10 protein-coding genes are annotated in these 15,484 nt (G+C 61.8%); 1 reads left to right on the forward strand and 9 read right to left on the reverse strand.

What is annotated here, in order from left to right; all coding sequences use genetic code 11:
- Positions 1-39 precede the first annotated feature (39 nt).
- Entirely contained in the window at positions 40-2,814 is a 2,775-nt protein-coding gene (locus FIV38_RS15010; protein WP_092236375.1) for a hypothetical protein, read from the forward strand.
- Positions 2,815-2,878: 64 nt separating this feature from the next.
- On the opposite strand, the gene FIV38_RS15015 is transcribed toward FIV38_RS15010, so the two are convergent.
- The 9 genes from FIV38_RS15015 to FIV38_RS15060 all read right to left on the reverse strand — a co-directional run bounded on the left by FIV38_RS15015 (position 2,879) and on the right by FIV38_RS15060 (position 15,263).
- Positions 2,879-3,889: an aldo/keto reductase gene (locus FIV38_RS15015; protein WP_092236378.1), complete on the reverse strand. Its 1,011-nt coding sequence runs from the start codon at positions 3,887-3,889 to the stop codon at positions 2,879-2,881.
- A gap of 54 nt (positions 3,890-3,943) precedes the next feature.
- Positions 3,944-5,116 carry an acyl-CoA dehydrogenase family protein gene (locus tag FIV38_RS15020; protein ID WP_092236381.1) on the reverse strand — a complete coding sequence of 391 codons (1,173 nt, stop codon included), beginning with the start codon at positions 5,114-5,116 and terminating at the stop codon, positions 3,944-3,946.
- 8 nt (positions 5,117-5,124) lie between these two features.
- Positions 5,125-6,765, reverse strand: a complete 1,641-nt coding sequence (locus FIV38_RS15025; protein WP_029294685.1) for a dipeptide ABC transporter ATP-binding protein — start codon at positions 6,763-6,765, stop codon at positions 5,125-5,127.
- Positions 6,762-7,529 carry an ABC transporter permease gene (locus FIV38_RS15030; RefSeq protein ID WP_235861039.1) on the reverse strand — a complete coding sequence of 256 codons (768 nt, stop codon included), beginning with the start codon at positions 7,527-7,529 and terminating at the stop codon, positions 6,762-6,764. Before FIV38_RS15030 ends, FIV38_RS15025 begins: the two co-directional genes overlap by 4 nt.
- 175 nt (positions 7,530-7,704) lie before the next feature.
- Positions 7,705-9,042: an LLM class flavin-dependent oxidoreductase gene (locus FIV38_RS15035; protein WP_092236386.1), complete on the reverse strand. Its 1,338-nt coding sequence runs from the start codon at positions 9,040-9,042 to the stop codon at positions 7,705-7,707.
- Positions 9,043-9,056: 14 nt separating this feature from the next.
- Positions 9,057-10,298: an acyl-CoA dehydrogenase family protein gene (locus FIV38_RS15040; protein WP_092236389.1), complete on the reverse strand. Its 1,242-nt coding sequence runs from the start codon at positions 10,296-10,298 to the stop codon at positions 9,057-9,059.
- Between the two features lie 186 nt (positions 10,299-10,484).
- Entirely contained in the window at positions 10,485-11,408 is a 924-nt protein-coding gene (locus FIV38_RS15050) for an ABC transporter permease (RefSeq protein WP_029294693.1), read from the reverse strand.
- Positions 11,405-13,117, reverse strand: coding sequence for an ABC transporter substrate-binding protein (locus tag FIV38_RS15055; protein ID WP_092236393.1), 1,713 nt, complete (start codon positions 13,115-13,117; stop codon positions 11,405-11,407). The genes FIV38_RS15050 and FIV38_RS15055 overlap by 4 nt, the downstream gene beginning before the upstream one ends.
- Before the next feature lie 16 nt (positions 13,118-13,133).
- Positions 13,134-15,263 carry a TonB-dependent receptor family protein gene (locus FIV38_RS15060; protein WP_235861040.1) on the reverse strand — a complete coding sequence of 710 codons (2,130 nt, stop codon included), beginning with the start codon at positions 15,261-15,263 and terminating at the stop codon, positions 13,134-13,136.
- Between the last annotated feature and the right edge of the window lie 221 nt (positions 15,264-15,484).

The raw sequence follows: 15,484 nt of genomic DNA on the forward strand, positions 1-15,484 counted from the left end.
ACGTGAGCCAGGGAAAACTCCGTCAAAAGAAGATGACTGATGATGAAAACCGATGTGAATAGCTTGCCATCTACGCGGTATCCAACTCTTCCTCCTGAGGATACGCGTGCAGTTCAAGACGGGGGGAGGCGCGACCTGCGTTCTGTCGGCTCGTCGGCATCGGCGGTGGGCCCGGCAGGACAGCCTCAAGCGGCGAGCGAAGATGCTGGGGATGGGTTAGCCAAAACCTCCGCAGGTTGGGTGAATTACCAGCACGGTATCAATCTTGCCGAAATGATTGAACCGGGGTCTTCCAAGCGGATGACTCGGGAGCAGTTGATCGCTTATCCCGGCAAAATGAGTGCTGAGGCTACGACGCCAGGGCAAGAGGCGCTGATTGCGTCGACAAGAATTGCACCTGCGTTGGATTGGGCCGTGGCCAATGGCATTCTTGCGAAAAAAAACGACTACTCAAAAGATGATATTCACAAAGCAGCGTCGGCGCTCGATTTACATCTGGAGGAGATGGCAAAGTCCATTACCAGTCTTACGACTCCAATGCCTATGCGCAAAAATTACTTTACCGGGACGCAGTGGGTGTCGCCCATCGCTGGGCACAACGATCCGGATAATAAGAAGTACCCAACCGCCCTCTATGACGACAAGAGGTTTGCTGACGACTTCAAGGCTGATCTTGCAAACAAAAAAAAGGCTTACGGTGTTCTTATAAAACAACTGATTTCGACGTTGAGCCCGGAAGACCGGATCGCCATAGAGCATGGTGCGGTAAGCACTTATGCGCTGAAGCCCCCCGGGGACAAAGACGACCTGGAACGTGGAAGTTTTTTGATTAAAGCAGTGTATAAGGGAAAAACAACGATCTATGAAATTGACCCTGCGCGCGGCATTGCACGCAAGCATAATAATTATGCTGGCGTTTTCAATGGGAGTAGTGCAATTGGGCAAAAAAAACTTGAAGACGGCAGTTATTCCAAAGAGTTTTCTGTGTGGGACAAGCCAAGTCTACAGGGCGCTCAGTATCAACCTAGGGTTGATAGCCAGTCCGATCTTCGGCCGAATAACGAGGTTTTTCATGCGAAGCTCTATACGTTAGAGCCTCTTGGCAAGTTTTCCGATGCCGAGCCCAGTTCAGGCGAACAAGCCACGCCGCAAACCTTATCCTCCAAGCGATCCAATGACATTGCAAATAATATCTCGGAGAAGTTGTTTTATGCTAAAGATCTGGATCTGCTGTATATGGCAGAAGAGGATCCCGAACGTGTAACTCAGGCCGAAAAAGACGATAGGAAAAATTATAAGGAACTCAGTGCGTCCAGGGGTAAGCGTCGAGAGTTCCTGAAGGGATTTGTTCCCCTCTGGCACGGCATCGAGGCCATCATTGCAGGCCGCCCCATAGAGGGCGTTGCCAAGATATGGGTAGACCTGCTTTCTTTCACGTTACCTGTCGGAGAAGTGGCGTCCAGTTTGAGCAAAGGGGCTGTTCGGGCCGTGAAATCGGCGTTTCCTCCGCTTTCCACCTTTACAAAAAAGATGCTTGGTTTTACTCGCAGTCCTGGCGTTTCGGGAGTCAAATGGGAGGGCGGTGTGCAGGGGATTAAATGGGCGGGGAACGCGGCCGATGATATTGGCAAGGGAGTCAAGCAGTTCAGACTCAATACGGCTTCGTTATCCAGGAGTGACGCGGGGATACGTGAGATAGAGTTTAATGGCAGCAAATATTTTGCTGCTGATAAACCGGATGCCGGGGACGGGACGCACTACCTGCTACGGGTGCCAGACCCAAAAGATCCATCGAAACTGGTAAGCAGCAGCACTGTCGCTAAGCCTAATGAAGCCGGTGTCTGGGAAGCAAGAGTTGGCTCGTCTTCTACACCTTCCAGTCAGAACAGAATTGACGGTTTGAAAGAATATTTCTTCGGAGAAAGCTCGCAGCCCGTAGATCCATTTATTAACGATAAGTTCAGAGTTAAAATGGATAATGCAAAATACGGTCCTGATAGTGCAAGTTATGAGCGAGGTTACAATAGCGGAAGCCCGGACAGTATCAATGGCTACTATAAAGGCATGAAAAGTTATCAGCTCAAAGAGCTCGCGTTGAAGCCCGAGCGAACCTCCGAACAAATAGGTGTCTTGGTCAGGGTTCTGGAAAAACGTAAGGCGGGTAAAAGTCTTGAGGATTTTTTACATTTTAAAAGTGAGGTCGAGGCTGCAGGCGGTACCGCTAAGGGAATGCCACAAAATCTTTACCTGTCAGAAGTTGATGTGTTAAGTAATGGTGAGTGTGCTGCCCTCTCGAATAGCATGGCCCTGGCTATATCTCAGGGGAAAGAAGATGTGCTGATTGCTAACTTATATAAGGCTACAGCTGCGTCAAAAGATCCCAAGATCCTGAATTTCAGAAAGAATCTTAGTTCGCTGCATGATAATGTCGCTTACAGTTTTCATGGCAGTCAACCGGTTAAGAGGATGACCTACAAGGATATTATCGGAGAGCTGGGCAATGCCACGGTGACCACCACATTTAAAATAAGTGATAAGGGACATGGCGTTATTGCCGGGGTGATTGTAGAAAATAATAATAAAAGTTTCTTTTTTTACGATCCGAATTTCGGGCTGGCCAAGTTTCCAACGCAGCAGGCTATGGAGAAAGCATTAGAGAGCCTGCTCAACAGCGGAAAAGTGGGGAGTACATTCAAACCTTTTGGTGCCGATCGCGCGATGCCTGAGTATGACGTCAGTGTCTTTAGTGACTCGGACTTCTATGTGCAGAGCGGGAGCATCAACCCAAACAGCTTTTTCGACCAGCCCCTATAGCGCTCGACTGTCAGTCACGTTTAATGCGGGGGAAGCTCTTCCCCCGTTTTACTCAGATCATCCGTCAAGGCCGTACAGCTCGCCCCGAGACAAAGTGCCCCACATCATTGAACCCCGGTGTCGACGCATGCCCCGGCGTCACCAGCGAATCAATAAACGCCTCGTCCTCAGCACTGATCTTCACCTCGAGCGCCCCGGTATAGGCGTCCCACTGCGCCTCGGTACGCGGCCCGACAATCGCCGAGCTGACGGCCTGGTTGTTCAGGACCCAGGCAATCGCAAACTCGACAATCCCCACGCCACGCCCTTGGGTGTATTGCTGGATCTGCTGGGCGATGCGCAGCGATTCCACGCGCCATTCGGTTTCCAGGATGCGTTTGTCCTGGCGGGCGGCGCGGCTGCCGGCTTCGGGGGTGATGTCCGGTGCGTACTTGCCACTGAGCACGCCACGGGCCAGCGGGCTGTAGGGCACCACGCCCAGGCCATAGGCCGCCGCTGCAGTGATCTGTTCCACCTCGGCCTGGCGGTTGACGATGTTGTACAACGGCTGGCTGATGATCGGCCGGTCTACCCCCAGGCGTTCGGCCACGCGTACCACTTCGGCGATGCGCCAGCCCCGGTAGTTGGAAAGTCCCCAATAACGGATCTTGCCCTGGCGGATCAGATCGCCAATCGCCGAAATCGTGACCTCCAATGGGGTGGCGTGGTCTTCGCGGTGCAGGTAGTAGATGTCCAGGTAGTCAGTGTCGAGGCGGGTGAGGCTGGCCTCCAGTGCGTTGAAAATGCGCTTGCGGCTCAGGCCGCTGCGGTTGGGCAGGCCGTCCGGCGGGCCGAAACCGACTTTGGAGGCCACGACCCAATCGTCGCGATGCCGGCTGATGGCTTCGCCGACAATTTCTTCCGAGCGCCCGCCGGTGTAGACGTCGGCGGTGTCGATGAAGTTGATGCCCTGGTCCCAGGCCTTGTCGATGATGCGCAGCGAGTCTTCGGTGTTGGTCTGTTCGCCAAACATCATGGTGCCCAGGGTCAGTGGGCTGACCTTGAGCCCGGACTGGCCCAGCGTGCGGTAAATCATGGTGAACTCCTCAAAAGCGCAGACAGTTGCTATGCAATACCAGAGAGCAAGGCTCTAGAACAAGCCCGACGTCGGTGGCTCGGTGTCCTTGAGCCGATAGGCGCCGACCACCGCGGCCTTCCAGTGCCGCGGATTGTGGTTGGCCACGGTGCGCGCATTGCGCCAGTGCCGGTCGAGGTTATGGCTGCGCCCGGTAGTGGAAGCGCCGCCCACGTCGAACAGCAGTTCCGCGGCCTTGAGTGCCGACTCGGCGGCGATGTATTGCGCCTGGGCCACGTCAATGGCTGCGCGGGTCACCGACTGGTGATCCAGCGCATTGGCCCACGCGGCGTCGATGCGGTCAGCCGCACGCAACACCACGGCTTCAGCGGCAAACGCGCGTGCCGAGATCTCACCCACGGAAAACTCCACATAGGGATCGTCCACCGAGCGGCTGGCGCTGCTGTGCTTGATCGGCCGCGCATGTTCCTTGGCAAAGGCCACCGCATCGTTCAAGGCATTGCGCGCGATGCCGGCCTGCACCGCGCCGAGGAACAGTTGCAGGAACGGCGTGATGATCGAACGCTGGCCTTCCTCCACCACCCGTGTGCGGATTTCTTCGCGGCGCACCAGCACGTTGTTCAGGCGCGTGGTGCCGCTGGCCGTCAGGCGCTGGCCCATGGCGTCGAAATCATCCACCAGTTCCAGGCCTTCGCGGTCGCGGGGCACCACGAATGACACCGGCTCCTCGTTTTCATCCAGGGCTACTGCGCTGACCCAATCGGCATACAGCGCGCCAGTGCTGTAGTACTTGCTGCCATTGGCGCGAAAGTGTTCGCCCTCCGGCACGATCCGCGCGCTGACCTGGCCGTTGGCACCGCCGACTTCCCAGCCGGCGTTGCCGAACACCTCGCCCTGCAGGTAGTGGGCAAACCATAACTGGCGCTCGGCTTCGGACTTTTGCACCAGCAAGCTCTCGATAAAGGCAAAGCTGGGGCGCAGGGACTGGGCGATATTGGAATCTACCGCCGCCAGGTCGATCACCAACTGCACCACCTCGCGCACACTGGACTCGCTGCCGCCATAGCGCTGGGGAATCCGCAGGGTCAGCAGGCGTGCTGCGGCCAGCTGGCGGATCTGCTCATGGGGCAGTTGCCGGGTGCGCTCGCGTTCGGCGGCGCCCTCGGCGATCTGCGGCAATAACACAGCGGCACGCTGCAACAGCTCTGGCACGGACAAAAAGCTCATGACAATCCTTATATGGCAATGGCATAGGTAATGAAGTGGTGCTCGGGCACCGGGGCCGGCCGGTCGATCTGCGGGATGGCGTCGAGCAGGGCGCGGGTGTAGGCATGTTGGGGGTGGTCAAATACGTCGCGCACGGTGCCGCTTTCCACGACTTCGCCGTCCTTCATCACCAGCACCCGTTCGCTGACCTGGTTGATCACGCCCAGGTCGTGGGAGATGAACAGGCAGGCCAGTTTCAGGCGTGACTTGAGGTCGGCCAGCAGCGCGAGGATCTGCGCCTGCACCGACACATCCAGGGCCGACACCGGCTCGTCGCACACCAGCACTTGGGGGTTGGGCGCCAGCGCCCGGGCAATGGCGATACGTTGCCGCTGGCCGCCGGAAAGCTCCAAGGGGCGGCGGTCGAGCACGCTGGCATCCAGGCGCACCAACTCCAGCAGCTCCAGGGTGCGTGCCGGCCATTCGCGGCGTGGCAGGCCCGCCACTTGCAGCGCCTCGTTCAGCACCCGGGCCACGGTGTAGCGCGGGTCAAACGAGCTTTGCGGGTCCTGGAACACCACCTGGATGCGCTGGCGCAGTTGGCGGCGTTGCTGATCGTTGAGTGCGCTCCAGGGCCGCCCGTTAAGCCACACATCGCCGGCGTCCGGGCGTTCCAGCCCTAGCAGCATGCGGGTGAGGGTGGTCTTGCCACTGCCGGACTCGCCGACAATCCCCAGGGTTTCCCCAGCCCGCAGGCTGAAGCTGGCGTTGTGTACCGCGACATGGGGCTGGCCGTCGGGGCCGATAAAGGTTTTTTGCAGGTTGCGCGCCTCGATCAACGGCAGGTCGAAACGCTCGACACTCGCCACCTTCGGCGCCGCCCGGTTCGGTCGTTGGAAATGCACGGCGCGCCCAGCCCGCAGCAGCGATTGGGTGTAAGGGTGCTGCGGATCATGCAGGATCGCCTCCACCGGGCCCTGCTCGACAATCACCCCGTGATGCATCACCGCCACCCGGTCCGCCAGGCGCGACACCACCGCCAGGTCATGGCTGACCACCAGCATCGCCATGGCCTGGGAACGCAGGGATTCCAGCAGCGCCAGGACTTGCGCCTGTACCGTGGCGTCCAGCGCCGTGGTCGGCTCATCGGCAATCAACAGCCGCGGGCCTGCGGCAATCGCCGAGGCGATCAGGGCCCGTTGGCGCAGCCCGCCCGACAGTTGATGGGGGTACTGCAACGCGCGCAGTTCCGGTTGTGGGACACCCACCGAACGTAGCAACTCGATGACCCGCGCCTGGCGCGCATCGCGATCCAGTTGCGTGTGCAAGCGCAACGGTTCGGCAATCTCCTTGCCCACCGGGCGCAGGGGGTCGAGGGAGCCGAGGGCGTCTTGCATCACAAAGCCGATCTGCGCACCGCGCAGGGTCTGCCAGGCACGGTCGTCCAACTGGCGCAGGTCGATGTCGGCAAACGCCAGGCGTTCGGCCTGTACCCGTGAGCCGGCGCCGCTCAGGCCGCTGAGGGTGCGTGAGGTGACGGTTTTGCCCGAGCCAGACTCGCCCACCAGCGCCAGGCATTCACCGGCGGCCAGGCTGAACGATATGCCCTTGATAATCGGTGTGTGGCCAAACTGCACCCGCAGGTCTTGCACTTGCACTAACGTACTCATCGGGATTTACCCTCACTGCGTGCCAGCCAGTCACGGCCAATGGCGGTGATCGACACCACCGTCAGGATGATTGCCACGCTCGGCCAGGCCACCAACCACCAGGCATTGGCCAGGTAATTGCGGCCCATGGCGAGCATCGAACCCCATTCCGGCGCGGGCGGCGAGGCGCCAAAGCCTAAGAAACTCAAGGCCGCGCCGGTGATGATGTTGTGCCCGATACCAATGGTGGCGAGGATCAGGATCGGTTTGATCGCATTGGGCAGCACATGCCGCAACACCACGGCTGCACGATGCCGGCCGAGGGTGGTGGCGGCTTCGACGTAGGGCGCATCGCGCACTACCAGGGTCTGCGCACGCACCATTCGCGCAAAGCGCGGGATGCTCGCCACGCCCACCGCGATCAGCGTGATCCACAGGCCCTGGCCCCAGAACGTGATGATCACCAGGGCCAACAGCAGGTCGGGAAACGCCAGCAACACATCGATCAAACGCATGATTGCGCCATCCACCAGGCGCGGGCCAAGTCCCGCCGCCAAGCCGAGGATGATCCCGACGCCGAGGCCGATGGCCGTGGACACCAGGCCCATCAACAGCGAAGGACGCACCCCGTGGATCAAGCGGGCGAGTACATCGCGCCCGTTTTCATCGGTGCCCAGCCAGTGGCTGCTGCTGGGGGGCAGGTAGGCGTTGCGGGCGGCGGCGGCCAGTGGGTCGACGCCGGTCAGCCAATGGGGGGCAATGGCGGCGAGTAAAAGCGCGATCAAAAACAGCCAGGCCAGGGCCAACCCAGGCCTGACAGTCGCGTCCCCCCTCGTGGCGAGTGGGCTTGCCCGCGTTGGGCGGCGAAGCAGCCCCAACATAGCGCGCAGAGCGGGGTTGCCCGGTAGAGGGCCGGGAGGGCTGCGCAGCCCCGCGCGGGCAAGCCCGCTCGCCACAGGGTTAGTGGGTTTCATGGCGGCTCCTTGCATACTGGCTTTGCGGGTACGGCAAGCCCAAATGCTCACGCAACGTGCTACCGCTGTATTCATGGCGGAACACCCCGCGCTTGCGCAGCAGCGGCACCACCTCATCGACAAACACCTCGACCCCCGAGGGAAACATGTCCGGCATGATGTTGAAGCCATCGGCCGCGCCCGCGAGGAACCAGTGTTCGAGGGTGTCGGCCACCTGTTCCGGGGTGCCCACCAGCAGCCGATGGCCGACCAGGATGCGTCGGGACAGTTCACGCACCGTCAGGCCTTCGCGGCGGGCCAGGTTGAGCTGGGCTTCGAGAAACCCCTGGGAGCCTTGCTCATAAGTGCCCACTTCACCGATCCGCGCCCACGGCAGCGGCGCATCCAGCTCCAGCTCTTCGGCCGGGATGCCGACCCGCGCAGCCACCTGCTGGATCAGGCCATGTTCGCCGTGGTAGGCATTGAGTTGATCAAAGCGCGCATGGGCTTCGGCCTCGCTGCTGCCGATCACTGTGGACAGGCCCGGCATGATTTTCAGGTGCTCGGGGTTGCGCCCCCAGTGCGCGGCGCGTTGCTTCATGTCGCGGTAGAAGTGCAGGCCATCTTCCAGGCTGGTCTGGGTGGTGAAAATGGCATCGGCATACCGCGAGCCCAGGGCCTTGCCGCCTTCCGATGAGCCTGCCTGCACCAGCACCGGGCGGCCCTGGGGCGAGCGGGGCAGGTTCAGCGGGCCCTTGATGGAGAAGTGCTGGCCGACAAAGTCCTGGCTGTGGATCTTGTCGGGGTGTGCGTAGCGCCCGCTGCCGGCATCGCCGATGATCGCGTCGTCCTCCCAGCTGTCCCAGAGCTTGCACGCGATCTCGATAAACTCCTCGGCGCGGGCATAGCGCTGCGCGTGCTGCAGCTGGTTGGTCAGGCCAAAATTCTGTGCGGCGGCATCGGTGGCGTTGGTCACCACATTCCAGGCCGCGCGGCCCGCGCTGATATGGTCCAGGGAGGCAAAGCGCCGGGCCAGGTTGTAGGGATCGTTATAGGTGCTGGAGGCGGTGGCGATCACGCCGATGTGTTGCGTGGCCAGGGCCACGGCAGTCAACAGGATGGTCGGTTCCAGGCGGCCCACCGGCTGCGTGGCCACATCGCCCACCAGCGCCGGGCCGTCGGCCAGGAAGATTGCATCCAGGCAGCCGCGCTCGGCAATACGCGCGATATTGCGGTAGTACTCCACATCCAGATAGGCATCCGCCGGCACTTCGCCGACCCGCCAGGCCGCCGCGTGCGCGCCGAAACCGAGGATGTTCATGCCAATGCTCATGTGCTTTTTCATGCAGGTTCCTGGGGTTAGACGGCGCTGGCTTCATCGCGCGCGCTGGCATGCTCGGGGTTGTCGGCCACGGCTTGTTCCTGGGCGGCGCGCCAGGCGGCAGCGGGGCTGACGTCGTTGAGATAGAAATCGCCTAGGGCCCGTTCGCGGTAGATCGCCGGGTTGTGCGAGGCCAGGGTGCGGGCATTGCGCCAATGCCGGTCGAGGCGCCGCACTTGGCTGGTGGCCGAGGCGCCGCCGACTTCGAACAGCAGGCTGGTGGCTTCCAGCACCAGCGGCAGGATCACTTGCTGTGCCTGGTAGGTACGCACATCGGCGTCGACGTAGTGCGCTTCGCTGATGGAGCCGTCGAGCACGGCCTCATGGGTGGTTTGCAGCACCTGCGCGGTGGTCTGTACCAGGCTGTCGGCGGCATAGGCCAGGCTCGACAGCTTGCCGATCACCCGTTGCACCAGCGGGTCCAGGCGCGGGCTGGATTGCCCGGGGATGCCAAAGGCGCGGGTGCGGCCCTGGACAAACTCCACGGCATCGCGCAGCGCGGCCCGAGCGATCCCGGCCAGGGTCGCCAGGTGGAACAACTGGTAGAACGCCGAGATATACGACTCGGCCCGCAATTCGCCGGGCTTGAAGCGCCGCAGTACCTGATGCTCGGGCACCGCCACCTGGTCGAAGCGCGTGGTGCCGCTGCCGCTCAGGCGCTGGCCAAACCCGTCCCAGTCATCCACGCGGGTCACGCCGGGCGCATCGGTGGGCACCACCACGCTGATAAAGTCGGCACCGTCGGCGGCGGCCACGGCGATCCAGTCGGCATACAAGGTGCCGGTGCAGTAGTACTTTTGCCCGTCCAGTTGCCAGCCTGCGGCGGTGGGTTTGAGCGTCACCGAGTTGGTGGTGGTGTCACTGCGCTCGGCCATGGCTGCGCCCCACAATTGCCCTTCGACTACCTTGGGGAACCAGTACGCCTGGGATTCACTGTCCTGGCTCACCAGCCGGCCTTCGACGAAGCCGAAATGCGCGCGCACAATCTGCGGCAGGTTCGAGTCGGCGCTGCCCAACTCGGTGAGCAAGGCGAACAACTCGGGCAGGCTGGCGCCCAGGCCGCCCTGGCTACGCGGTACGCGCAAGGCACCGAAGCCGGCGTGTTTCAACCAGCCGACGGCGTCGAAGGCCAGGGTCCGCTCCTGTTCACGCTGCACCGCGCCCTGGGCAATGCGCTGGAAAACCGGGGCGAAGCGTTCGTGCAGTTGGGTGTTGCTCATGTTCGGTTCCTAATCTGAAATTAAGTCATTCAAAGCTGACGACGATCCAATGTGGGAGCGGGCTTTTGTGGGAGCGGGCTTGCTCGCGAAGGCGTTGGATCAGTCAACCTATGTATTGACTGAAACGCCGCCTTCGCGAGCAAGCCCGCTCCCACACAAGCCAACCCCCCACATAAAATTCGGTGTTCATCGCGGTTTAACCCGTGGGTCAATCAACCCGTTGAGCACATCCACCAACAGGTTCACCACCACATAAACCAGCGCCGCCAACAACGTGATCCCCAGTACCACCGGCGCATCCTTGGCCACGGCGGCATCGAGCATCATTCGCCCGATACCCTGGCGGGCGAACAGCATTTCGGTGACCACCGCTCCCCCCAGCAGGCTGGCGAAGATGAACCCGGACAGGGTCACCAGCGGCACCAAGGCATGGCGCAGTGCATGGCGCAGGCGAACCGCGGTCTGCGACAGGCCGCGCGCGCGGGCCATGGCGATAAAGGGTTGTTCGAGGATGTCTTCCAGTTCCTGGCGCAGCACCTGGCTGAGCATCCCGGCAATCGGCAGGGCCAGGGCGATGGTCGGCAGGATCAGGGTTTGCCAGCCGTTGGAGCCTGCCGGCGGCAATACCGGCCACTGGAACGAAAACACCAGCAACAGCAAAATCCCCAGCACGAACGACGGCGATGACGACAGCACCAGCTCGCTGGCCGACGCCACGCGGCGTACCCAGGGGTTGCGCTTGGCGGTGAGCACCGCGCTGGCCAGCGCCAGGCCGATGGCCAACAGTGCAGCGCTCAGGGCCAGTTGCAACGTGGCGCCGATCTGCTTGCCGATGGCTTCGGTCACGGGAATGCGCAGGCGGTACGACTCGCCAAAATCACCCTGGGCAATGCGGCCCACGTAGCGTCCGTATTGCACCCACAGTGGCTGGTCGAAGCCGTATTCCTCGCGGACCTGGGCCAGTTGCTGCGGGGTGGGAATGGCATCCGGCCCGCCGAGAATCGCCAGCACCGGGTCGCCGGCACTGAAATGAATGGCGACGAAGGTCAGGGTGGCCGCGCCCCACAGCACGCCCACGCCGGCCAGTAGTCGAGCGGCAAGCCGTTTCATGGTGCCTCCTGGTCCAGCCATACGCTGGTAAAGAATGGGGTGTTGTGCACGGTGTCGAAGATCAGCCCCTTGACCGCCGTGCGATAGGCAATCAGCACCTGGCTCTCGAAGTCCGGCACCGCTGGCACCACTTCGGTCAGGCGTTGTTGCGCGGCGCTGTAGAGGGCCTGCAGTTCTCGCGGGTCGTGGGAACGGCGGGCGGCGCTGAGCAGTTGGTCCAGGCGCGGGTCGCTGAGGTTGCTGAGGTTGTTACCGCTTTTGGTGGGCGAGGCCCGTGAGTCGCTGTGGTACAGGATGTACAGGCCGTCGGGGGTGTTGGTGTGCCAATAGCCACCGCCGATGGCGTCGTAGTTGCCCGCAGTGCGGCGGTCGGTGAGCTGGGCCAGGGGCATCATTTCAATGATGAATTGCATGCCGACTTTTTTCGCATCCGCCTGCACCGCCACCGCGACGCTGCTGGGGAACGGCGGGCTTTCAAAACCCAGCAAGTGCGCCGACAGGCGCCGGCCATTCTTGACCCGATAGCCCTCGGCATCGCGCGCGGTCCAGCCGGCCTCGTCCAGTTGGCGGTTGGCGGCGTCGACGTCGTACTTTAGTACATCGCGGTAGGCCGGATCGTAGAACGGCGTGTTCACCGCCAGGTAATCGCTCTTGGGCAGGAACTCGCCGAACCCGGCGATCCAGGCCAGGCCGTCACGGTCGATGGCCTGGGCGACGGCTTTGCGCACCCGTACATCGTCGAACGGGAAGCGCAGGGTGTTGAACGTGAGGCTGCGGTAAGGGCTGGCCATGCGAATCCGGTTGCGTACCACCAGGTTCTGCGAGGCGCGCATTGCCGCCGTATTCTGCGCCGGGGCATCCAGGGTGAAGTCAGAACGCTTGGATTGCAGGGTGCTGTAGCGGGTCATGGCCTCGGGGACGATGCTCAGCTCGATACGGTCCAGGTAGGCCGGGCCGATGTGCCGGGTGACCGGTGGGGCCCAGTGGTAATCGGCGCGCCTGGTAAAGGTCGCCCCTTGTTCGCGGGTATAGCTTTGCAGCACGAACGGCCCGGAGCCGATGGGGTGTTCGGCAATACTCTTGGGCGCTTCACGGATCTGTTTGGGCGAGACCATGCTCAGCCAGGACTGCGCCAGCACATACAGGAACGGCGAGTAAGGTTCGCGCAGGTGCGCTTCGAAGGTGTAGTCGTCGATGATCCGGCCGTCGACGTAGGGCGCGATATACGCGGCGGCCAGCGGTGATTTGGTGGCCGGGTCGCGCATATGCTCCAGGTTGACCCGCAACGCCTCGGCATTGAATTTTTCGCCGTCGCTGAAGGTCACGTCGTCACGCAGGTGGAAGGTGTAGGTCTTGCCATCCGGCGAGACGTCCCAGGACTTGGCGAGCCAGGGCGAAATCTTGCCGTTCTCGTCCTGATACAGCAGGCAGTCGTAGACGATGCGCGCCAGCCATTGCACGTTGCCGTGGTAACTGGAATGCACATCGAAGGTGCCGGTATCCAACGCCGCCGACACGCGCAAGGTGCCGCCCGGCGTGCCCTGGCGGGTTTCGTGGTAGTCGCTGGGGTCATAGCTGAGCAGGCCCTGGGCGTCCAGGTGCCCGTCCACCCGCTGCACCGAGCTGGGCGGTGGGGCGTCCGGCGAGCAGGCGCTCACCAGCAGCAACCCCAGGAGCAGGCCGAACCTGCTCCAGTGATTGATCGGCATCGTGAAAGCTCCCACCTTAGAAGTTGAACGCCACACCGGTGAAGGCACCAAAGCCGTCCCCTGGATACAGCGCGGCAACGTCCTTGCCCTGGGCGTCGTAGATCGGCTGGATGGCAGTAACGTAGTTCTGGTCGGTGAGGTTTTTCACGTCCAGGTACACCTGCCATTTCTTGCTTGGGGCTTCGTACCCCAGCTTGGCGCCGAAGATCGTGTAGGAGGGCGCATACAGGGTGTTGGCGTAGTCCACGGCGGTACTCGATACCGAGCGCACATTGACCCCGGCATAGAACCCGTCGGGATGGCGGTATTGCAGCTCGGCCTGGTACACGTGCTTGGGCAGCCCCGGCAGCTCGTTGGAGCCAAAGCGTGCGTCGTTGCGGTAGTAGAAGTCATTGAGGGTGTAGGCCTGGCGCAGGCTGACTGTTTCGCCGCGCGCGCTGTGCCACAGCTCGGTATCCAGGCCGGCTTCGACGCCCTGGTGGATGGTCGGGCTGGCGTTGGAGGTGGAGTTGACCGCCGCGGTGGTGTTGGTGGCTGGAATCACCTCGACGGTGAGCAGTTCATCCTTGATCCACGAGCGGTACACCGCCAGGCTGCCGTCGAAAATCCCGGCTTTGCCGCGCACGCCAAACTCAACGGTATTGGCCTTCTGCTCGGTGAGGGTCTTGGCGTAGTTGCTGGCCACCCCAGAGCCTGAAGACGACCAACTGCTGGGCGGGTCGATGGAGCGGCTGACGTTGCCGAACACCTGGAAGTTGGGCGTGATTTCATAGCGCAAGCCCAGGCGCGGCGCGACGTTCCAACTGTCGTAGTCGTAGTGGTCAGGGTAGGGCGACGTATTGGCGCGGTCCGAGTAAAGCACTTCGATATCGCGCTTGATCTGGCTCAGCGACAGCCCGGTGGACAACCACAGGCGATCGGTCAGTTGCAGGTCGTTGCCGGCGGCAAACACGCGGTCGAACGAGCCGGTGTAGCGCGTCTGTTTCTGCAGGGCGCCGTAGGTGCTGGAGGCGGGGTTGCCATTGTAGGTCTTGACCCCGGCCTGCAGGTGCTGGGTGCTGGTCAGGCTCAGGGACGTATTGCTGGTATGGCCCTGGATCTGGTCGCTGCGGTTGTAGGTCAGCGACAGGTTCAGGTCGCGCCAGTCCCAGTAGTTGGGGTTGACCGTGCTCTTGCGGTACAGCACCTGCGGATAGTTGTGATAGACCAGGCCAAAATCCAGGGTCGCGTCATCGTCGAAGGTATAGGTGGTCTTGCTGCCGACCCAGGTCGACCCGCGCTTGGTCGAATCATCGCGGCTGGCCAGGGCCACCGGGTTGGTTCGCGACGAGTTGTGCTTGAGCTGGGCCTTGGTCAGGGTGCCGGAGCTTTCGTGGTATTCCTCGCGGTAGCGTACGAACAGCCGGGTCTCCAGCTTGGGGTTGAAGCGGTAGCCGAAGTTGGTGACCACGCCCTTGGCCTTGGTGAAGGTCCAGTCCTGGTAACCGTCGCGTGCGGAGTTGCTCAGGCTGACGTAGTAGTCACCATTGCCCACCACGCCGCCGGTGCTCAGTTGCTGCTTGCGCCAGCCAAAGCTGCCGGCCTCCAAGCGTGCGTGATTGCCCGGTGCAGTCAGGCCAGAGTGGGTCACCATATTGATCGCGCCACCCAGCGACAGCGCGCCGTACTGGAAGGCATTGGCCCCGCGCAGTACTTCGGTGTAGTCCAAGCCCTGGGTTTCCAGCAGCTCATAAGGCGTGCCGCCGGAGCCGGTCAGGGCCAGGCCATCGAACAGGAACTTGGTGCCTTCGCGAAAGTACCCAGGGGAGGTATTGGCCCCGGAGCCGCGTATGGAAATCTTGATGGCATCGTTGCCGCCCGCCGACTGCGCGTACACGCCGGGCTGATAGGCGAGGGTGTCTTCCAGGGTCGCCGAGCGGCCGCGTTCGACATCGGCGGCCTTGACCAGGCTGACGCCGCCGGCCACCTCGTCGAGCTTGAGCTGGGCTTCTTCGCTGGCGGTGACCTTGCTCGCCTGCACCGTTACGGTCTGCAGGCGCGAATCCTCGGCGTGGGCCCATTGGGAGGCGAGGATCAAGGTCAGGGCACTGACGGTTTTAAACGAGCTGGAGGAGAGTTGAGGCAGAGGCCTTGAGATCAACTTCAATTGTGCATTCCCTGTGATTGGCTACGAGTGGAGGCGAGTTTCTATTCGTATAGTCAATCTCTGGCAGGGATAGAGCAGAAAGCATGCCAAGAGCCAAAGCGGGTTTTTGTGGGGTATTTGGTTTTAATCAGCGGTTCGCTTATGCCAAAAAACGACACCTGTGTTGAACCACTGTTCGATTTTGAACAGTACTGAGGAGCCCGTACTAGAGCGGTTTTGGT

It is taken from the genome of Pseudomonas proteolytica (genome assembly GCF_007858275.1).
In the GTDB taxonomy this organism is placed as follows: Bacteria; Pseudomonadota; Gammaproteobacteria; order Pseudomonadales; family Pseudomonadaceae; genus Aquipseudomonas; species Aquipseudomonas proteolytica.

Excerpts from the sequence above, each read along its gene's own strand:
- FIV38_RS15010 (WP_092236375.1), top strand. The coding sequence starts at position 40 with ATGATGAAAACCGATGTGAATAGCTTGCCATCTACGCGGTATCCAACT.
- FIV38_RS15015 (WP_092236378.1), bottom strand. The coding sequence starts at position 3,889 with ATGATTTACCGCACGCTGGGCCAGTCCGGGCTCAAGGTCAGCCCACTG.
- FIV38_RS15020 (WP_092236381.1), bottom strand. The coding sequence starts at position 5,116 with ATGAGCTTTTTGTCCGTGCCAGAGCTGTTGCAGCGTGCCGCTGTGTTA.
- FIV38_RS15025 (WP_029294685.1), bottom strand. The coding sequence starts at position 6,765 with ATGAGTACGTTAGTGCAAGTGCAAGACCTGCGGGTGCAGTTTGGCCAC.
- FIV38_RS15035 (WP_092236386.1), bottom strand. The coding sequence starts at position 9,042 with ATGAAAAAGCACATGAGCATTGGCATGAACATCCTCGGTTTCGGCGCG.
- FIV38_RS15040 (WP_092236389.1), bottom strand. The coding sequence starts at position 10,298 with ATGAGCAACACCCAACTGCACGAACGCTTCGCCCCGGTTTTCCAGCGC.
- FIV38_RS15050 (WP_029294693.1), bottom strand. The coding sequence starts at position 11,408 with ATGAAACGGCTTGCCGCTCGACTACTGGCCGGCGTGGGCGTGCTGTGG.
- FIV38_RS15055 (WP_092236393.1), bottom strand. The coding sequence starts at position 13,117 with ATGCCGATCAATCACTGGAGCAGGTTCGGCCTGCTCCTGGGGTTGCTG.